This is a genomic window from Lysobacter sp. GQ73, from assembly GCF_059758755.1.
Window position 1 is genome coordinate 148,415 of the sequence record NZ_JCAXEE010000007.1, and the last position, 19,429, is coordinate 167,843.

General features: G+C 69.3%; 13 protein-coding genes and 1 tRNA gene. 3 read left to right on the forward strand and 11 right to left on the reverse strand.

Annotation, left to right across the window (positions count from 1 at the left end):
* The first annotated feature begins 62 nt into the window (after nucleotides 1-62).
* The gene (locus AC6CH2_RS18620; protein ID WP_498270487.1) at nucleotides 63-3,380 is read left to right on the forward strand and encodes a S8 family serine peptidase; all 3,318 of its coding nucleotides are present in this window, start codon (nucleotides 63-65) and stop codon (nucleotides 3,378-3,380) included.
* 627 nt (nucleotides 3,381-4,007) lie between these two features.
* On the opposite strand, the gene AC6CH2_RS18625 is transcribed toward AC6CH2_RS18620, so the two are convergent.
* The gene (locus AC6CH2_RS18625; protein ID WP_498270488.1) at nucleotides 4,008-4,376 is read right to left on the reverse strand and encodes a hypothetical protein; all 369 of its coding nucleotides are present in this window, start codon (nucleotides 4,374-4,376) and stop codon (nucleotides 4,008-4,010) included.
* Between the two features lie 296 nt (nucleotides 4,377-4,672).
* Here AC6CH2_RS18625 and AC6CH2_RS18630 point away from each other — a divergent pair, with 296 nt between their 5' ends.
* Nucleotides 4,673-5,797, forward strand: a complete 1,125-nt coding sequence (locus AC6CH2_RS18630) for a GGDEF domain-containing protein (protein WP_498270489.1) — start codon at nucleotides 4,673-4,675, stop codon at nucleotides 5,795-5,797.
* 45 nt (nucleotides 5,798-5,842) lie between these two features.
* On the opposite strand, the gene AC6CH2_RS18635 is transcribed toward AC6CH2_RS18630, so the two are convergent.
* The 10 genes from AC6CH2_RS18635 to AC6CH2_RS18680 form a co-directional block, all read right to left on the reverse strand.
* A complete protein-coding gene (locus AC6CH2_RS18635; RefSeq protein ID WP_498270490.1) occupies nucleotides 5,843-6,460 on the reverse strand; it encodes a hypothetical protein in 618 nt (205 codons plus the stop codon).
* Between the two features lie 30 nt (nucleotides 6,461-6,490).
* Nucleotides 6,491-7,894 (reverse strand): pectin acetylesterase-family hydrolase, encoded by a 1,404-nt coding sequence (locus AC6CH2_RS18640; RefSeq protein ID WP_498270491.1) that lies wholly within the window; start codon nucleotides 7,892-7,894, stop codon nucleotides 6,491-6,493.
* Between the two features lie 426 nt (nucleotides 7,895-8,320).
* Nucleotides 8,321-9,208 (reverse strand): DMT family transporter, encoded by an 888-nt coding sequence (locus AC6CH2_RS18645; RefSeq protein WP_498270589.1) that lies wholly within the window; start codon nucleotides 9,206-9,208, stop codon nucleotides 8,321-8,323.
* A 20-nt stretch (nucleotides 9,209-9,228) separates the two neighbouring features.
* Nucleotides 9,229-10,269, reverse strand: a complete 1,041-nt coding sequence (gene murB, locus AC6CH2_RS18650; protein ID WP_498270492.1) for a UDP-N-acetylmuramate dehydrogenase — start codon at nucleotides 10,267-10,269, stop codon at nucleotides 9,229-9,231.
* 72 nt (nucleotides 10,270-10,341) lie between these two features.
* Nucleotides 10,342-11,400 carry a quinone-dependent dihydroorotate dehydrogenase gene (locus tag AC6CH2_RS18655; protein WP_498270493.1) on the reverse strand — a complete coding sequence of 353 codons (1,059 nt, stop codon included), beginning with the start codon at nucleotides 11,398-11,400 and terminating at the stop codon, nucleotides 10,342-10,344.
* A gap of 167 nt (nucleotides 11,401-11,567) precedes the next feature.
* Entirely contained in the window at nucleotides 11,568-11,858 is a 291-nt protein-coding gene (locus AC6CH2_RS18660) for a DUF4190 domain-containing protein (protein ID WP_498270494.1), read from the reverse strand.
* 171 nt (nucleotides 11,859-12,029) lie between these two features.
* Nucleotides 12,030-12,251, reverse strand: coding sequence for a hypothetical protein (locus tag AC6CH2_RS18665; protein WP_498270495.1), 222 nt, complete (start codon nucleotides 12,249-12,251; stop codon nucleotides 12,030-12,032).
* A 157-nt stretch (nucleotides 12,252-12,408) separates the two neighbouring features.
* Entirely contained in the window at nucleotides 12,409-12,711 is a 303-nt protein-coding gene (locus tag AC6CH2_RS18670) for a hypothetical protein (protein ID WP_498270496.1), read from the reverse strand.
* A 12-nt stretch (nucleotides 12,712-12,723) separates the two neighbouring features.
* On the reverse strand, nucleotides 12,724-14,256 hold the full coding sequence (gene amaB, locus AC6CH2_RS18675) for an L-piperidine-6-carboxylate dehydrogenase (protein ID WP_498270497.1): 1,533 nt from the start codon (nucleotides 14,254-14,256) through the stop codon (nucleotides 12,724-12,726).
* Between the two features lie 98 nt (nucleotides 14,257-14,354).
* Nucleotides 14,355-14,431 (reverse strand) — tRNA-Arg (locus AC6CH2_RS18680).
* Nucleotides 14,432-15,140: 709 nt separating this feature from the next.
* On the opposite strand from AC6CH2_RS18680, the gene AC6CH2_RS18685 reads away from it, so the two are divergent.
* Nucleotides 15,141-19,307, forward strand: coding sequence for an autotransporter domain-containing protein (locus AC6CH2_RS18685; RefSeq protein ID WP_498270498.1), 4,167 nt, complete (start codon nucleotides 15,141-15,143; stop codon nucleotides 19,305-19,307).
* The last annotated feature ends 122 nt before the right edge of the window (nucleotides 19,308-19,429 follow it).

Sequence of the window (19,429 nt, forward strand, 5' to 3'; positions counted from 1 at the left end):
GCGACATGCCTGAGGGGGCAGACGTGGGGCGGTTTCTTCGCGAACGGACGAGGAGATCTCTCATGCCAACTGCACTGAACCGATTGACGGTCGCCATCAGCCTGGTCGGGCTGGCGGCGCTCGCGGGGGCCGCGATCCGCGGCCTCTCGAACGACAGCCCGGCCGATGCCGGCGCGATCGGCGGCGCGCCAGCGCCGAACCGGATCCATAGCGGCCTGGAAACCCAGACCAGCCGTTACATCGTGCTGTACAAGGAAGCGCCGCTCAGCACCTACCACGGTGAAGTCGCGGGCCTGCCCGCGCCGCAGCGCCTGGCCGGCGCGCAGAACGCGAACAGCGCCGCGGCCACGAGCGGGGGCGGCGGCAATCGCATCGACGTGCACAGCGCGCAAGCGCGCAGCTACGTACGCCATCTCGACACCGTACAGCGCGATCACGAGCGCGGCATCAGTTCCCTGATCGGCCGTCCGCTCGCGATCGAGCGCCGCATGCATCACGCCGTCAACGGCGTGGTCACCCGCATGACCCAGAACGAAGCTGCGCGCATCGCCAAGTTGCCCGGCGTCGAACTGGTCGAGGAATACCGCGAGTATCCGCTGGCGACCGACGTCGGTCCGCAGCTGATCGGCGCGCCCGCCTTGTGGAACGCCAGCCCGACCCCGTTCCGCGGCGAAGGCGTGGTGGTCGGTGTGCTCGACACCGGCATCAACTTCGGCAGCCCGGCGTTCGCCGCGATCGACGACACCGGCTATCAGCACATCAACCCCAACGGCAGCGGCAACTACCTCGGCACCTGCGCCCCCGGCGGCGTCGACGAGGGTCGCTGCAACGACAAGCTGATCGGCGGATACGACTTCGTCTGCGGGCCGCCCGGCAACACCTGCGGCGTTCCGGGTCTGCGCGAAGAGCCCGGCTTCGGCGACACCAACAGCCACGGCAGCCATACCGCGTCGACCGCGGCCGGCAATGCCTGGACCGCCAACTTCAAGGGCCGCGACATCCGCATTTCCGGCGTCGCCCCGCACGCCAACATCATCGCCTACGACATCTGCTACACGATCATCGCGACCAATCAGGGCCAATGCCCGAACACCTCGGCGGTGGCCGCGGTCGACCAGGCGATCGCCGACGGCGTCGACGTGATCAATTACTCGATCGGAGGCGGCGCCTCGCCGTGGGGCGAGGCGGTGTCGCTGGCCTTCCTCAACGCGGCCGATGCCGGCATCTACATCGCCACCTCGGCCGGCAACAGCGGCCCCGGCCCGAACACGCTCGGCCACCAGGAACCGTGGACCTCGACGACCGCGGCGGCTCAACACGGCCGCGGCACTTTCGCCTATCTGCTGCAGGTGACCGGCCCCGGGACCGTGCCGCCGGCATTGCAGGCGGTGCAGTTGACCGAAGGCGTGTCCGGGGCGGCGTTCACCGCTTCGTTGCCGCCGACCACGCCGGTGCGCGTCAGCGCCGGCATCGACACCGCCGCCGACGGTTGCGCCGCGTTCCCGGCGGCCGCGTTCCAGAATGCGATCGCGGTGGTGCGTCGCGGCACCTGCAATTTCACGGTCAAGGTCAACAACGCCACGGCCGCGGGCGCGGTCGCGGTAGTGATCGCCAACAACCAGCCGGGCGTCACCGCGCCCAGCGTGCCGGGTACGACGATCCCGACCTTCCTCGCCGCGCAGACCGACAGCGACGCCTTGCGCGACTTCGCCGCCGGCAACGGCAATACCACGACCGGTGGGATCAACTTCCCGCCCACGCCGATTCCGAACACGCCCGACGTGCTGGCCGGTTTCAGCTCGCGCGGGCCGACCGACGGGCTGGATCTGATCAAGCCCGACGTCACCGCGCCCGGCGTCAACGTGCTTGCGGTGATTTCCGGCACCACCCTGACCGGAAGCGAGAACATCGTCGGCCTGCTCAGCGGCACTTCGATGGCCTCGCCGCATCAGGCCGGCGCCGCCGCGTTGTTGCGTCAGGCCAAGCCGGACTGGACCTCGCACGAGATCAAGTCGGCCTTGATGATGACTTCGAAGGAAGAGGTCTTCAAAGAGGACGAAGTCACGCCCGCCGACGCGTTCGCGAAGGGCGCCGGCCGCATCCAGGTCGATCGCGCGCTGCGTTCGGGACTGGTGCTCAACGAGACGACGGCGAACTTCCTGGCGGCCGACCCGGCCACCGGCGGCGACGTCTCCAAGCTCAACCTGGCCAGCCTCGCCAAGCGCGAGTGCTACGGTTCGTGCACCTTCAAGCGCACCTTCCGCCACGCCCAGGGCAAGCCGGAACTGTGGCTGGCCCAGGTCAAGGGCCTCGACGGCATCGCCTTCCCGCCGGTGTTCCTGTCGGCGCCGGGCCAGAGCACGACGGTGCACGTGATCGTGTTGAGCACGGGCTTCGCCAAGGACGGGAGCTGGCACTTCGGCCAGCTCGACCTCAAGCCGCTGTTGACCCGCGCATCGCCCGAGCTTCATCTGCCGATCGCGGTCGCAGTGCAGCCGCCGGCGATCGCGCTGAGCCCGGAGCAGGTGTCGTTGAGCCTGAAGGCCGGCAGCCGCGGCTTCGCCGACTTCAGCATCGGCAACGCCAGCGGCTCGCCGCTGCAGTTCCAGGTCGACAACACCGGTTCGGCTTCGCGCACCGTGGTCAGCGCCAGCAGCGAGGGCGTCGCCAGCGGCTTCCGCAGCACGATCTACACCGATCCGGCCTCGGCCGGCGGCCTGCCGGCGCAGTTCTCCAGCGACGACTTCACCCTGACCGACACCACCCGCCTGTCCAAGCTGTTCTCGGAAGGCTTCGTGTCCAGCGGTGCGTCCCTGGCGAGCACCGCGACCAGCATCAGCTGGAGCGTGTACGCCGACAACGGCGGCAACCCGAGCAGCAATCCGCTCGCCGGCAATGCGGTGTGGAGCTACACCGCGGCGCCGAACGGCGCGGGCGTAACCCTGGACGGCGCCAACATCGCGCTGGACCTGGCCGCCGCCGGGCAGGACGTCGAACTCGCCCCGGGCCGCTACTGGCTGGTGGTCAATGCGCGCAGCAGCTTTGCCAACCGCTGGGTCTGGTATGCCTCCAACAGCGGCGACAGCCAATTCCGCACGATCGCGCCGAACGCAACCGGTGTCGGCACCTGGCTGGCCGGCGCCGGCTTCGCCGGACTGGCCTACGACATCCAGGGCCTGAGCGCTTGCGGCGCACCGTGGATCGGCGCGCCGACCCGCGCCTTCGGCACCGTGCCGGGGCACGGCGCGATCGCCAATCGCGTGCGCATCAACACCGCCGGCCTCGCGCCGGGCGGACACGTCGGCTACGTCTGCGTGGCCAGCGACGATCCGGTGCGGCCGAAGGTCGCCTTGCGGGTGGCCTTGACCGTCACGCCGTAACGATCCCAGGCTGAAGCGTCATCCAGACCGGGCCCGTTCGCGGGCCCGGTTTTTTTTGTGTCTCGGATTCGTGCGTAAGCCCTGTGTTGGTCGTACATCGGCCGATAGCCATCGACCGGTGAGTCGGTTTTCTTGCCCTCGGCAACGATCGAGTCCCGACCGCCGAACGGCGAGGGATGTGCCATCTGCACTCTCATGTTCAAAAAGGTCATCCGCTATGTCCTGCTGTACTACACCGCTTGCAAAGCACATTTCATACGAAGAAAGATGACGACGGGAAGCAGGCAAAGTCGCCCGCATCGAAGGTTTCAGCTGCAACGGCTGACTGCACGGATGAGCCATGAGAACTGCGCGCGGAACCACGCAACGTAGCCGTAGGCTGCGGAGCGTCATCGCCTGGATGGCGTTCTTCGGTCTGGCCTTGGCGCTGGGTTCGGTGCGTGGCGAAGAATCCCGCACATGCGTTGCCGAGACATGTCGGTAGGGTTGCCGGCCACTCGCTCGGAGCAGGGAATCGCAGCGGGCTGTATAGCGACTCCTCGACGATCGGGCGAGAACCCGCCGATCCATGCGGCCATGCCGCTGCGGTTCGCGCCCGGTATTGCGTTCAATGCGGTGAGCCGAAACTCACCACTCGCGCCATTCCTCGGTGATGTCGTCCTGGCCCGAGCCGACGCCGGCGGCCGCGGCGGCTCCGATGATGAGTTCGCACAGGCCCTCGCGCTGGTCGGTCTCGATCAGGCTGTAGCCGCAGCGGGTGTTGAGGGCGTTGAGGGCGAGCACCGCGTCCTTGACCGCGCCGCTGGCGCGGGCGTTATCGCCGGCGGCGCTGGCGACGGCGTCGAGGAAACGATCGATGATGCGTTCGCAGTCGTCGATGTCCCGGGCGGTGTAACCCGCGTCGCTGCCGTCTTCCTTGAGCTCTTCCATGTAGCTGCGCATGCCGTCGAGAATCTCGCTCTTGAGTTCGACGTAATCGTTCGTTTCCACTTGCACGTGGCCCTCTCTGTGGCGATGGGTGCGGCCGTTCCAGTCGGTCGCTCGCGGGCCGCCGGCGCGCCCGCAAGGCGTCTCGATTGTAGCGGGCCGACATTGCAGCCAGTGCGACAGACAGGAACGTACGCCATCTCGCAACGGCCGTGACGGCGGTCGGCGAAACGGGGTCCGGCGCGTTGCCGCACTTGCGCATGGAACGGCTCCGGGGAAGGCGGCCCGCCCGGAGTCGCACCCGGACCGGATTCCGTGGCGGCACGGCCTTGCTAGACTCCGCAGGTCGGAAGCCATGGCAGGGGATGGGGTTCGACAGTCCGACGCCAGGAATCCGAGTCGTGCAGAAACCCGAGATACCCGCCAACGAAGCCGCCCGCCTGGCGGCGTTGCGCAGCTACGACATCCTCGACACCGCACCGGAAAAGGACTTCGACGATCTGGTCGCGATCGCGGCCGCGATCTGCGATGTGCCTACCGCCTTGGTCAGTCTGGTCGACGCCGACCGGCAATGGTTCAAATCGCGCATCGGCTTGGCCGCGAGCGAGACGCCGCGCGAACTGGCGTTCTGCGCCCACGCCATCCTCGAGCCGAACCGGACCATGGTGGTGCCCGACACCCACAACGATGCGCGTTTCGCCGATAGCCCCCTGGTGCTCGACGACCCCAACATCCGATTCTACGCCGGGGCGCCTCTGGTGACGCCGGGCGGCGAGGCGCTGGGCACCTTGTGCGTGATCGACCGCCAGCCGCGCGAGTTGCGCCAGCACCAGTACCTCGCCCTGCAGGCTTTGTCGACCCAGACCTCGCGCCTGCTGGAATTGCGCCGGGTCAGCCACGCCCTGGCGCGGCAGTTGCAGGAGAGCGACTGGTACGAGCAGCGGCTGTTGCAGTACCAGGCCGAACTCGAAGCCGACAATGCCGACCTCACCGCGTTGACCCGCACCGACCCGCTGACCGGCCTGCCGAACCGTCGCGCGTTCGCGCTGGCGCTGGAACAGGCACTGGCGCGGCAGCAGGCGCTGACGCAGCAACAGGCGCCGGCGAGCTTGCACGTCGCCGTGCTCGACATCGATCACTTCAAGACCATCAACGACATTCACGGCCACCCCGAGGGCGACCGTGTCCTGCTTGCGGTGGCCGAAGCCCTGCGCCTGTATGCGGCCGCGCCCGGCGGGGTGGCGCGTTACGGCGGCGAGGAGTTCCTGATGATGTTCGAGTGCGGCCAGGCGCAAGCGCAGTTGCAGTGCGAATACGTGCGCGAGGCGGTCGCGAACCTGCCGGTGGGCTTGCCGTTGACGATCAGCATCGGCCTGGCCACGCACCGCCCCGGCGAGGACGCGGCGGCGACGTTCGCGCGCGCCGATCAGGCCTTGTACGCGGCCAAGCGCGGCGGCCGTAATCGGGTGGAAGTGGCCGAAGGCGATTAGGCAGTCGCAGCGGGTCGGCCGTGTCCAACGCAATCGTCGAACGCCTTAGCGATAGGCCCGTTCGCGTTCGGCCTGCAGGCGCTGGCGCAGGTATTCGTCCCGGCTGAGGCCGCCGGGAATGGCTTGCATCGCCATGACTTCGGCGACCACGTCGCGTTCGCGCTGTTTGTAGTCCTGGAAGCGCGGGTCCCGTTGTTGTTGCGCTTGCCATCGGGCATTGCGGCGGGCGGCGTCGCTGCGGTAGCGCTGGGCGAGCGCTTCGACCTGCGCCGCCTGTTCGGCGGGGTCGGCGACCGTGGCCTGGATCAGCCCGACCCGCAGCAGCATGGTCTCGCCGGCGGAGAGTTCGCCGGCGTTCTCATAGGCATCGATCTTGCGCTCCAACACTTGCGCGCGCTGGCTGCGTGCGACCGGCCCCAGCTTGCGCGCATCGCGGAAGAAGCGTTGCGCGTCGCGCTGGAACTGCTGGCGCTGGCGGTAGCTGCGGGCCTGCGGCGTCGCCAGCAGCGCCTGCATCTGTGCGCTCGCGTCGTTGCTTCGGCTGCCCGTTGCGGCGGCAGGAGTACCGGTTTTCGCCTTCGACACCGGCAGCCAACCGCCGCCGACCGCCGCAGCTATCGCCACGGCGGTCAGGGCAAGTACCCACAGCAGGGTCGTGCGCATCGGCGCGAGCGTCCTTCCGGTCCGGGCCGGTCAGGCCAACAGCTGGTCGACCAGCCAGTACAGCAGGTTGAACGGCTTGGCCTTGTCGCGGCTGTCGTTCTGTTCGGAGGCGTCGCGCACCTTGCCGCTGCCGTCGAGCACACTGTCGATGAAGTGTTTCAGCTCCAGGCTCTGTTCCTGCACGTCGCCGTTCTTGAAATCGACGATGGTCGTGCAGTGGCTTTCGTTCAAGGCGCGGTATTGCGGGAAATAGCCGCCGAAGTTGTCCAGGCCGTTGAGGCGGTCCGACAGGCGTTGGGTGTCGGAAGCCCATTTGGCGTGGATCAGGGCTTCTTTCGCGGCCTGGTTCGGCGCCGACTGGATGTCGGGGTGGAAACGTTCGTAGGAGTACGAGGAGTAGTTCAGGTCTTGCCAGAAGTGGGTCGCGCCGAGCCGGTCGTTGCCGTGCTTGTTGGCGAGCGCGGGATAGATCGAACCGAGTTCGTCGAGATCGAGCTGCGGCAGGCCGCTGGCGAGATAGGCCAGCGGGCCGTTCGGCGCGTCCAGGCCCCAGGCGCCGCGGATATGCGCCATCAGCGGCTGCGAGGGGTATTGCGCCGGATCGCCGTTGCGCGGGGTCGGGAAGATCGGGCCGGAGTCGTCGATCAGGAAGGCGCGGCTCGGCGACAGATCGCGGCGCAGCGGATCGTAGTTGATCAGGCTGCCGGCGCCGCCGGCGCTGCAGCCGGTACTGAGCATCTGTGCGGGCCGCGGCAGATTGTCCTTGAGCCAGGCGGTCAGCGCGCGGGAATTGCGCAGGCCGTTGTGGTGCCAGACCAGCGGGGGGGCCTGGCCACTGGGGTCGTCGTATACCGCGACCTTGTCGCCGCCGTACAGGTCGCCGGTGCAGTAGGGCACGTAGACCATGTTCCAGCCCTGGGTCTTGACCCCGTCGAAGGGACTGACCCGGGTCACGAACGGACTGACCAGGCTGGCGCCGGGATTGAGCAGCTTCATGTAGTCGTCGGGCACGCCGTTGGGGTTGCGCGCGCCGCGCACGCCGCCCTGGCCCGAGCAACTCGCATAGTCCCAGCAGGCGCCGCCGCCTTCCATGTAGATGATGGTGTTGGTGGTGTCGGGCACGCGGTTGACGAAGATCTTGTACGGCGAACCGTTGCCGCAGACCGCGCCGGTCTCGGCCGGCAACTGCACCGTCTGCCACTGGTAATAGGCGCCGGGGTCGAAGCCGTCGGCGCGAGCGGCATCGCGACTGAGCAGCGGATACTGGCCGCTGCGCTGCGCCGGCTGGACTTTGTTGTCGGCCTTGGGCGGCGAGAACAGGTTGCGCAGGGTTTCGAAGAAACCGTAATCGCCTTGCTCGGCATGCGAGGGCAGGCTGGACAAGGCGACGGCGCCGCCCAGAAGGGCGACGGCCACGTGACGGCTCAGTGCCATGATCTCTCTCCTTGGATCGTCATGAAGGGAGGAGCGGGTCGCGTTACCGGCGCGCGCTAGGGCGTGCGCGTGGCCGGTTCCCCTCCGTACTGCCGCGTCTGGATATCGCCCGCCGCACGGCCGCGTCAATCGCGCCGGCGTGCGCCGGACCCGATCCGCGCAGATTGACCGCGAATGCGGCCGCACCTGTCCGCTAATGCCCGGACCCCGGTCACGGAATCGTCGGGCGCGGTGGGCGCCTTCGTGCGCTGCAACACGCGCCGGGTTTGCACGCACGTGGCGCTCACGGGCCGAGCGCACGCATTCGGAACCGGCCGGCAGGCTCCAATTCTTTCGAGAACGGCAGCGGCACCGCCAGGAGCCAACCGCCAGGAGCCAGGAGCCGTCCGACGGGCGTCCACGCAAAGGCCGGGAATGCGCGGCGACTTATTCCCCCGGCACCGCTCCCGCCGTAGCCGCGGCCGACGCCGCGCGCCGCGCCAGCACCGCTTCGCGATGGGCGATGTAGGCGTTGGACGCCAGGATGATCGCCGCGCCGGTCACCGTATAGGCGTCCAGGCCTTCGCCGAACCACAGCCAGCCGGCCAGCGCGACCAGCGGCAGCTGCATGAAGCTGATCGGCGTCAGCGCCGAGACTTCGCCGAGCTTGAGCGCATGCGTCCACAGCACTTGTCCGCCGGTACCGAACACGCCGGCGGCGACGATCCACCACCACACCGTGCCCTGCGGCCATTGCCACACGAACAAGGCCGGGATCAACGACATCGGCACCCAGAACGCATAGGTGTACAGGACGATGGTGTTGGCCGAGTCGATGCGCGAAAGCTGCTTGATCTGGATCGAGATCACCCCGCCGAGCACTGCCGCGAGCAGGGCGGCGAGGCTGTCGACGGAAAAATCCGACGAACCCGGGCGCACGATCACCAGTACGCCGACGAAGCCGGCCAGTACCGCGAGCCAGCGCCGCGCGCGCACTTGTTCGTGCAGGAACAGCACCGCGGCGATGGTGACGAAGATCGGGGTCGAATAGGTCAGCGAAATCGCCTGCGCCAGCGGCAGGTGGCCGATCGCCCAGAAGCCGGCGAGCATCGAGCAGATGCCGATCAGGCAACGCACGAAATACTTCGGCAGCTGCCGGGTGCGCAGGTCCGCGCGCTGCGCGCCGAGCAACAGCGGCAGCACCGCGAGCAGGCCGAACAGGTTGCGGAAGAAGGCGATTTCGAAGGTATGCAGCGAGTGCGAGGCGAAGCGGATCGCGATGGTCATCACGCCGAACGAGATCGTGCTGGCCAGCATCAGGCTGGCCGCCCGCATCGGATGCGCCGGCGCGGCGTTCACCACGCGGCGCCGATCAGGCGCGGTTCCGGTTCGATCGCGACGCCGTAGCGGGACTGCACGGAGGCGGCGATGCGGCGCGCCAGGTCGAGCAGTTGCGCGCCGCTGGCGCGGCCGTGGTTGACCAGCACCAGGGCATGCGCGGCCGAGACGCCGGCGTCGCCGTCGCGATGGCCTTTCCAGCCGCAGCCGTCGATCAGCCAGGCCGCCGACAGCTTGCGCGTGCCGGCATCGGGGCCGCGGAACGACGGCATCGAGGGATGCTCCGCCAGCAGGGCGTCGGCTTGGGCGAGCGGCACGATGGGGTTCTTGAAGAAGCTGCCGGCGTTGCCGAGCACGGCCGGGTCGGGCAGCTTGCGCCGGCGGATCGCGATCACCGCATCGGCGACCGCCTGCGGCGTCGGCGCGTCGACGCCCATCGCCGCCAGTTCCTCGCCGATGCCGGCGTAGTCGAGCTTGAGCGCGGGCCTGCGCGACAGCGAAAACTCGACTGCGCCGATCAGGTAACGGTCCGGCGCCTGCTTGAACAGGCTGTCGCGATAGGCGAACCCGCATTGCGCATTGTCGAAGCGCAGCCAGCGCCGGGTGGCCGGCTCGAAAGCCTCGACCGCGTGCACGAACTCGCGCACCTCGACCCCATAAGCGCCGATGTTCTGGATCGGCGAGGCGCCGACCGTGCCCGGGATCAGGGCGAGGTTCTCGGGGCCGGCAAACCCTTGCGCCAGCATCTGCATGACGAAGCCGTGCCAGGGCACGCCGGCGTCGGCGCGCACGATCGCGCGTTCGCCGTCGTCCTCGACGATGCGCACCCGGCGGCCGCTGAGTTCGAGCACGGCGCCGTCCGGATCGCCGGCGAACAGCAGGTTGCTGCCGCCGCCGAGTACCAGGGCCAGGCCGTCGCGCAATTCTTCTCGGTCGAGCGCCTCGGGCAGGGCCGCGGCGTCGTCGACGCTGACCAGCCACGGCGCGCGCGCGGCGACCCCGAAACTGTTGCGGTCTTGCAGCGAGGCATCGCGCAGCACGCGCACGCTCGGGTTCATGCGTTCATGCCTGCGGACCGTGCCTGCGGATAGGGAATCGGTAGTTGACGGCGAGTGCGGATGGCGGCGGGCTCAGATCGTTGGCGGGACATTGCCGCGGCTGGGCGCTTCCTTGCGGCGCCGGATCGCTTCGACGCATTCGTGGACCAGGGCCGGCCCGCGATAGACCAGGCCCGAATAGCACTGCACCAGGCTCGCGCCGGCGGCCATCTTGGTCACCGCGTCGGCGCCGGACAGGATCCCGCCGACGCCGATCATCGAGATGTTCTCGGGCAGGCGCGTGCGCATCTTACGCAGCACCGTGGTCGACTGGCTCATCAGCGGGCGGCCGGACAGGCCGCCGGCCTCCTTCGCATACGGGCTGTCTTCGACGCCGTCGCGGCCGATGGTGGTGTTGGTCGCGATCACGCCGTCGACCTGCAGCTCGCCGAGCACGCGGCCGGCGGCCTCGATGTCGTCGTCGGACAGGTCGGGCGCGATCTTGACCAGCATCGGCACGCGCCGGCCTTCGCGCGCGGCGAACTTCTCCTGCGCCTCGCGCAGGCTGCCGACCAGGCGGCGCAGCGACTGCTCTTCCTGCAGTTCGCGCAGGCCGGCGGTGTTCGGCGAGGAGATGTTGACGGTGATGTAGTCGGCCAGCGGATACACGCGTTCGAGGCAGTAGAGGTAATCGCTCTCCGCGTTCTCGTTCGGCGTGTCTTTGTTCTTGCCGATGTTGATGCCGAGCAGGCCGCGCTTGCGCCGCGCCTTGGCGACGTTGCGCACCAGAACGTCGACGCCGTCGTTGTTGAAGCCCAGGCGGTTGATCACCGCTTGCTGTTCCGGCAGACGGAACATCCGCGGACGCGGGTTGCCGGCCTGCGGCTTAGGCGTGACGGTGCCGATCTCGATGAAGCCGAAGCCCAGCGCGAGCAGGGCGTCGACGTGCGCGCCGTTCTTGTCCAGGCCGGCGGCCAGGCCGACCGGATTGGGAAAACTCAGGCCGAAGACCTTGGTCGGCAGCGGCTTGGGCGGCCGCGCCACGAGTGGATTGAGGCCGCTGCGATAAGCGGTTTCCAGCGCCGTCAGGCCTAGGCCGTGCGCTCGTTCGGCATCCAGTCCGAAGAGAAAGGGTCGGGCAAGGCTGTACACGAGGTCGTCGGGGGCGCTCGGGAACGGGAACGCCGATTATCGCCCAAGCGGGCGGCCCGGGGCGAGCGCGGCGTGGCGCGGTCGGCGACGGCCGGTGGAATCGGGCGCCCGCCGGGAGGCGAGGCGGCGGCGCGCGATGCGTCCGCGGACGCACCGCGCGGATCGCCTCAGTGCTGGCCGCTCAGGGCCACGATGGTGGCCAGGCCGCCGAAGAACAGCACGATCACGATGATGCTGAGCACGGCGATGATCACCGAGCCCCAGCCGAGGATCAGGCCGCCGATGGCGAGGCCGTTGCCGTCGTAGCGTTCGGGCTCGCGGCGGATCTGGCCGCGGGCCATGTGGCCGGTGACGATGGCGCCGAGGCTGCCGATCAGCGGCAGCAGGGTCCAGCCGAGGATGCCGGCGATCAGGCTGATGATGGCCAGGACGTTGGTCTGGCGGACGGGCGTTTGCATGGAGGGACGTTCCTTCGCGATTGGATCGGGCCACAGGATACGACGGGCACGGCGCGTCCGGCTCCCCGTCGGAGCGCGTCGAACGCGGCATCCCTGACGAAGCAAGCCGCGGCCGGGGCCGCGGCTTGCCTGTGCGCGTGGCTCATAGCGGCGAAGCTGCGCCGCGATCGGTCAGTCCGGCGGAAAGCTGATCGCGCAACCGCTGGCCATCTCGCAAGCCCACATCTCTTCCAGGCAGGGCCGAGTGTCGTCAGGGTTGTTGGTGCGGCAGGCGTAATAGCCGGCCAGGCAATGGTCGCATTGCGGCGCGGCCACCGCGGTCAGCGCGGCGGCGAAGCCGAACACGCCGAAGGCCAGCGTGCGCAGGCGGATGCTACGGTTCCGTGTGTCCACAGGATCTCTCCCTCAGTGTCGCCAGTCCATCTGGCGAGCCCATGCTAGGAGCGGTGGCGCGGCGGTTACCTCGAATCGGTCGCGGTATGCGATCGAGTCGGCGCAGAGGTTTTGCGCTTGCGATCACAGAACCGTATGGTCGCCGCGGCGAGGCGTTTCAGTCGGCGTCGCCTGCAGCGTCGGGCTCGACCGTCACCTCGTCCGGCCTCAGGCAGAACTGCGCCGTCTGCTCGCCGAACCACAGATAACCATGAGCGTCGATGCGCAGCACCGGCAGCGAGCGGCCTTCGAAGCGGCGCAACAGCGCGACCTCGGATTCGGGCAAGTCGTGGATCAGCCAGTGGGGCAGGCCGGCAATGCGGACCCGCGTGCCGACGCCGATCGGCCGGCCCGCGGCATCCGTCGCCGCCAGGGGAAACCCCGGCGGCAACGGCCCTTGCGTTCGATCGGAGAACGGCATCGCCGCTCGCGCTTACAGATCGAACTTGATGCCCTGCGCCAGCGGCAACGCGTCGGAGTAGTTGATCGTGTTGGTCTGGCGGCGCATGTAGGCGCGCCACGCGTCCGAACCCGACTCGCGGCCGCCGCCGGTTTCCTTCTCGCCGCCGAACGCGCCGCCGATTTCGGCGCCGGAGGTGCCGATGTTGACGTTGGCGATGCCGCAATCGGAACCCGCGGCCGACAGGAAGGCTTCGGCGGCCTTGAGGTTGGCGGTGAAGATCGACGACGACAGGCCTTGCGGCACGTCGTTCTGCAGGGCGATGGCCTCTTCGAGCGTCTTGAACTTCATCACGTACAGGATCGGCGCGAAGGTCTCGGTCTGCACCACTTCGGCGTCGTTGCTCAGGCCGGTGATGATGGTCGGCAGGACGAAGTTGCCCTTGCGCTCGATCTGCGCGCCGCCGGTCTCGACCTTGCCGCCGCTGGCCTTGGCCTTCTCGACCGCGTCGAGGTAAGCCTGCACCGCATCGCGGCTGTTGAGCGGGCCCATCAGGTTGGCCGGATCGGTCGGGTCGCCGATCTTCTTCTCGACCTGCTTGAACGCGGCGACCAGCTTGGCCAGCACGTCGTCATGGATCGACTCGTGCACGAACAGGCGGCGGGTGGTGGTGCAGCGCTGGCCGGCGGTGCCGACCGCGCCGAACGCGATCGCCGGAATCGCGAGCTTCAGGTCGGCGCTGGCGTCGACGATGATGGCGTTGTTGCCGCCGAGTTCGAGCAGCGAGCGGCCCATGCGGCGCGCGACGCGCTCGCCGACCGCGCGGCCGACCTTGGTCGAACCGGTGAAGCTGACCAGTGCGATGCGCTTGTCGTCGACGAAGTTCGAGGCCAGCTCGGTGCCGGCGTCGTTGAACAGGAAGAAGATGTCCGGGAAGCCGGCCGCGCGCAGCGCTTCGTTGCAGATCTTCATCGAGGCGATCGCCGACAGCGGGGTCTTCGGCGAGGGCTTCCAGATGGTGATGTCGCCGCAGATCGCCGCGATGAACGAGTTCCAGGCCCACACCGCGACCGGGAAGTTGAACGCCGAGATCACCCCGACCAGGCCGAGCGGATGCCACTGCTCGTACATGCGGTGGCCCGGGCGCTCGGAATGCATGGTCAGGCCGTACAACTGGCGCGACAGGCCGACGGCGAAATCGCCGATGTCGATCATCTCCTGCACTTCGCCGTCGCCTTCCGGCTTGGACTTGCCCATTTCCAGCGCGACCAGCGAACCCAGCGCGTCCTTGTGCTTGCGCAGCGCATCGGCGCACAGGCGGATGGCTTCGCCGCGGCGCGGCGCCGGGGTGGTGCGCCATACCGCGAAAGCGGCCTGAGCGCGCTCGACGATGGTGTCGTAGTCGTTCTGCGAGGACGCCTGCACGCGCGCCAGCACTTCGCCGTCGGTGGGGTTGATCGGCTCCAGCACGCCGGCGTCGGCGGTCGTCGACCATTCGCCATGACCGAGGTAGGTGCCGGACTCGTTGTCTTTGAGTCCCAGGGCGGCGAGAACGGGGTGGGTCATACCGAAAGCTCCAAGTGATGGTCGCGCCGTGGCGCGGCGAGACGGAAAGGAGGCGTCCTCGCGGACGCCGGCAGCGCGCATGAGCGGCGCTGCATGGTTGGCGACCCCGACACGATTCGAACGTGTGACCTTCCCCTTAGGAGGGGGATGCTCTATCCAGCTGAGCTACGGGGCCGTTGCGATTTCACGGTGTAGCCGGCTGCTCTACGACCGCGCTGCGCCTGAGTGCAGCGAGCCGGAGGATTGTACCCGGGGCGGCAGTGGTGCGGCCACGACCGTATCCCCCGGCGCCGGGCGGCGGGGAGCTCGACCCCGTGTTTCTGCGCTGCGCCTGCGAGCTCGCAGCTTGGATGCGCCGGATACCCCTGGTTCCGCGAGAGCCGGGTCATGAGCCGACCGATCGAGTCCGACGCTGCGCCCGACTCGGCAAGCTCGGTGGGGCGGCGCGTCTTGGCCGCTCTTGTGACCCTCGGGCCCGGATCGTCGGACCAGCGGTACTGAAAGTTCGAGTCTTCTGGATTAATGTGTCGCCTGGCACAGTATTGAAGGCGTTGGGTTGTCCGCTTCGCGCTTCATTACGCGTTAACTGTTTCCGACGAAGCGTCCCAGGGAGGGACGTTTCTGTTCCGAGTACCGGCCGAGGCCGGACGCTCGTCCGGCCTCGGGGTAGGCCGCGAGCGGTAAGTCTCAGGACGATCTTTGCAGGGGAGCACCGCGTTCGAGGCGCACAGGCCGTGCGCGCGGCCGCGTGTGCGTGGGTTTCGCGCAGCCGCGATGCGGTTCGCCTAGGGGGCGAGATGATGGGTATGAAAACGTTGCGATTCCGAGCCGGCGCGAGTACGCGCCTGCGCCTCGATCCGGCCTTGCGCGTTACGCGCGCGGCCATGACCCGCTTAGTCGGCCTGCTGTTGTTGGCGGGGCTCGGCATGACCGGCACGGCGCAGGCGCAAAGCTGCGGCGTCGGCGAAACGCCGGCGGCGTTCGGCTTCACCGGCGGCGAACAGACCATCACGGTGCCGGCTGGCGTGCATTCGCTGACCGTCTATCTCAGTGGCGCCCAGGGCGGTGACGGTCGCAGCGGCGCCGGCACCATCGGCGGCAGCCCCAATTCGCCGGGCGGCACTGGCGGTCTCGGCGGACGAGTGCGCGGCACGCTCGCGGTCACCCCGGGCACGGCGTTGTCGATCTGGGTCGGCGGGCAAGGCTCGCAGGCGGTCAATCCCGGCGGTGTCGGCCAGGGCGTCGACGGCATCGGCGGCGGCGCCACCGATCTGCGGGTCGGCGGCAACGGCATCGGCAACCGCGTCGGCATCGCCGGCGGCGGCGGTGGCGGCGGCAACGCGGGCTGGAGCACCACCAATGTCATCGCCGGCGGCGCCGGCGGCGTCGGCGGCGGCGGCACGGGCAGCGCAGGCGCCACCGTGCCCGGTGGCCCCGGACCCTTCGGCGGCGGTGGCGGCACGGTCGGCACCGGCGGTGCAGCCGGCGCGGGTTGCGGCGGCTTTCCGGCCACCGCGGGCAACGCGGCCACCGGCGACGGCGGCGATTCCTTCAATTTCTCCGGCTCCTTCGCCGGCGCCGGGTACGGCGGCGGTGGTGGCGGCGGCGCCACGGTCGGTGCCGGCGGCGGCGGTGCCGGCGTCGGCACGACGGGCTGCCAGCAGAACTGGAACGGCGGCGGCGGCGGCGGCGCGGGCGGCAGCTCGGCCGCGACCGGCCTGACCGCGGTCACCTTCAACAACGGCGTGCAGGCCGGCAACGGCGCGGCGCTGATCTGTTTCGCTCCGACCCAATACGCGGTCGGCGGCTCGGCCGGCGGCCAGACCGGCCCGGTTACCCTGCAACTCGCGGCAACCAATCCGGCCAGCTCGCAGCAGGTCGTGGTCGCGCAGGCCGCCACCAGCTTCGTCTTCCCGACCCGCCTGCCGCAAGGGGCCAACTGGAATGTGAGCGTACTCGCCAACCCGGCGGGCCAGTTGTGCACGGTCAATCCCAGCAGCGGCCTGGCCATCGGCAGCGACGTCACCAACCTCGTGCTCAGCTGCGCGACGGTGGCGGTGACGGTCAATCCGCCGACCTTGCCCAACGGCGCGCTCGCGGCCGCGTATTCGCAGACCCTCAGCGCGACCAGCGCCAATGGTGGCACTGCGCCGTACACGTTCGCGGTCAGTGCCGGCGCCTTGCCGGCAGGCCTGAGTCTGTCCAACGCGGGCGTGCTGTCGGGCACGCCGACCGCCGCGGGCAGCTACAACTTCACCGTCCAGGCGACCTCCAACAACGGCTTCAGCGGCACTCGCGCCTACACCCTGACGATCGCGCAGGGCAGCCAGGCGATCACTGCCTTCGCCGCCAACCCGGCCGCGCCGGTATACGCGCCGGGCGGCACGTTCACCGTCTCGGCCACCGGCGGCGCTTCGGGCAATCCGGTCGTGTTCGCCAGCACCACGCCCGCCGTCTGTACGGTCGCCGGCAGCACCGTGACCACCGTGGCCGCGGGCAGTTGCGCGCTGACCGCCGACCAGGCCGGCAATGCCAACTACAGCGCCGCGCCGCAGGCCACGCTGGCGGTAAGTATCGCGCCCGCCAGCCAAGCCATCACCGCATTCGCTTCCAATCCGGCTGCGCCGGTGTACGCGCCGGGCGGCACGTTCACCGTCTCGGCCACCGGCGGCCCCTCGGGCAATCCGGTGGTGTTCGCCGGCACCACCCCGGCGGTCTGCACGATCAGCGGCAACACCGTCAGCATCGTCAGCGCGGGCACTTGTTCGGTGACCGCCGATCAGGCCGGCAACGCCAACTACGCTGCCGCCCCGCAAGCGGTCCTGGACGTGGCGATCGGCGTGGCGACCCAGTCGATCAGCAATTTCGCCGCCAACCCGGCCGCGCCGGTGTACGCGCCGGGCGGCAGCTTCGCGGTGTCGGCTACGCCCGGTCTGTCGACCAGCCCGGTGGTGTTCGGCAGCGCCACGCCGTCGGTGTGCACGGTGGCCGGCAGCACGGTGTCGATGGTCACGGCCGGCACCTGTTCGTTGACCGCCGACCAGGCCGGCGACGCCAACTACAGCGCCTCGCCGCAGGTGACCCTGGACGTGGCGATCGCGCTCGCGGCCCAGGCGATCACCGACTTCGCCGCCAACCCGGTCTCGCCGGTGTTCGCCGCCGGCGGCAGTTTCACCGTCTCGGCTACGCCGGGCGCGTCGACGAGCCCGGTGGTGTTCGCCAGCAACACCACCTCGGTGTGCACGGTCGCCGGCGCCACGGTGACGATGCTCGCCGCGGGCACCTGTTCGTTGACCGCCGACCAGGCGGCCGACGTCAACTACAGCGCCGCGCCGCAAGTCGTACTGGACGTGACCATCGGTGCGGCCGCCCAGACCATCACCCACTTCGCCGCGAATCCGAGCGTGCCGGTGTATACCCCGGGCGGCAGCTTCACCGTGTCGGCGAGCGGCGGCGCCTCGGGCAACCCGGTGGTGTTCGCCAGCGCCTCGCCGACCGTGTGCTCGGTCAGCGGCAACACCGTGACCACGCTCGCCTCCGGTACCTGCTCGCTGACCGCCGATCAAGCCGGCAACAGCAATTACAACGCCGCGCCGCAAGTGGCGTTGCAGGTGACCATCAGCGGCGGCACGCCGACCCTGACGTGGATCGGCGACATCGCCAAGACCGTCGGCGAGGCGGCCTTCGACCTGCCCGACCCGAGCAGCAACAGCGGCGGCGCCTTCAGCTTCAGCAGCGCCAATACGGCGGTGGCCACCGTCAGCGGCCGCCGGGTGACGATCGTCGGTTCCGGCGTGGCGACCCTGGTCGCGACCCAGGCGGCCAGCGGCAGTTATCTGCAGGCATCGATCAGCACCACCCTGACCGTGGCCGCGCGTCCCGACCCGACCCGCGATCCGAGCGTGGTCGGCGGCCTGCAGGCGCAAGTCGACGCCAGCGTGCGCTTCGCCTCGGCGCAGCAGTCCAACATCCACGATCGTCTGCGCCAGCAGCGTTTCGCCGGCGCCAACAGTTCCAGCAACGGCGTGGCCCTCAATCTGAGCAGCCGCTCGGGCGGGGCGATGTCGCTGACCGCGGGCCAGGTGGCGTCGATCGAGCCGGTGCGCCTGCCGGAAGGCTGGGGCCTGTGGACGGCCGGCAGCATCACCAACGGCCAGCGCGAACGCAACGCGCGCAGCGACGGTTTCGACTTCCAGAGCGACGGCATCACCGTGGGCGCCGACTGGCGCGTCGGCGAGCGCTTCCTGTTCGGCGTGGCCGGCGGCTTCGGCTGGAACGACACCGACCTCGACGACGGCCGCTCCAAGCTCGACGCCAAGCAACGCGCGTTGTCGCTGTACGGCCTGTGGCGCCCGAGCGAACGCTGGTTCGTCGACGGCATCCTCGGCTGGGGCCGCCTGGACTTCGACATCCGCCGCTACAGCGCGACCGCCGGCGCCACCGCCAAGGCCGAGCGCGACGGCGACCAGATGTTCGGCTCGCTGACCGCGGGGTACGAACACGGCGGCGGCAGCGGCATGATGCTGACCGGCTACGGCCGCCTCGACAGCAGCCGCACCAAGCTCGACGGCTACCGCGAAACCGGCCTGGGCATCTACGACCTGAGCTACGGCTCGCAGACCGTGGAGAACAGCGGCGCTTCGCTCGGCATCGAGGGCAGCCTGCCGATCGTCACCACCCGCGGCAACCTGTTCCGTCCGTTCTGGCTGCTCGAATACCGCGAGGCCATCGACAACCGCAGCGACGTCGACCTCAACTACGTGATCATGCCGGTCGCCAACGACTACGTGCTCGGTCTGCGCAGCTACGGCGACAACGCGCTGAGCTACGGCGCCGGCATGGACATGACCTTCTCCCGGGGTTGGAAGCTGTCGCTGCTGATGCGCCGCCAGCACGGCAGCGGCCAGGACCCGAGCACCAGCTTCGGTCTGCTGTTGTCGTTCTCGCCCAGCGTGCAATCGAGCGCGGCGATGTCGATGCCGAGCGCGCAGGACGTGGCCGACGCGCTGGGCGCGACCGCCTCCGCGCAAGCCCCGGAAACCGGGCGCTGAGCGCCCGCGTCGAATAAGCGATAGGTTAGCCCGGCACCGCGCTCGCGGTGCCGGGCGACGCCGCCCGCACAGGCAATGCCGCCCCCTGTAGGAGCGGCGTGAGCCGCGACAACCGAAGCGGT

Bases quoted from the DNA above. Each gene is read 5' to 3' on its own strand.
- AC6CH2_RS18620 (WP_498270487.1), top strand. From the start codon at position 63: ATGCCAACTGCACTGAACCGATTGACGGTCGCCATCAGCCTGGTCGGG.
- AC6CH2_RS18630 (WP_498270489.1), top strand. From the start codon at position 4,673: ATGGGGTTCGACAGTCCGACGCCAGGAATCCGAGTCGTGCAGAAACCC.
- AC6CH2_RS18635 (WP_498270490.1), bottom strand. From the start codon at position 6,460: ATGCGCACGACCCTGCTGTGGGTACTTGCCCTGACCGCCGTGGCGATA.
- AC6CH2_RS18640 (WP_498270491.1), bottom strand. From the start codon at position 7,894: ATGGCACTGAGCCGTCACGTGGCCGTCGCCCTTCTGGGCGGCGCCGTC.
- AC6CH2_RS18645 (WP_498270589.1), bottom strand. From the start codon at position 9,208: ATGCGGGCGGCCAGCCTGATGCTGGCCAGCACGATCTCGTTCGGCGTG.
- murB (WP_498270492.1), bottom strand. From the start codon at position 10,269: ATGAACCCGAGCGTGCGCGTGCTGCGCGATGCCTCGCTGCAAGACCGC.
- AC6CH2_RS18660 (WP_498270494.1), bottom strand. From the start codon at position 11,858: ATGCAAACGCCCGTCCGCCAGACCAACGTCCTGGCCATCATCAGCCTG.
- AC6CH2_RS18670 (WP_498270496.1), bottom strand. From the start codon at position 12,711: ATGCCGTTCTCCGATCGAACGCAAGGGCCGTTGCCGCCGGGGTTTCCC.
- amaB (WP_498270497.1), bottom strand. From the start codon at position 14,256: ATGACCCACCCCGTTCTCGCCGCCCTGGGACTCAAAGACAACGAGTCC.
- AC6CH2_RS18685 (WP_498270498.1), top strand. From the start codon at position 15,141: ATGACCCGCTTAGTCGGCCTGCTGTTGTTGGCGGGGCTCGGCATGACC.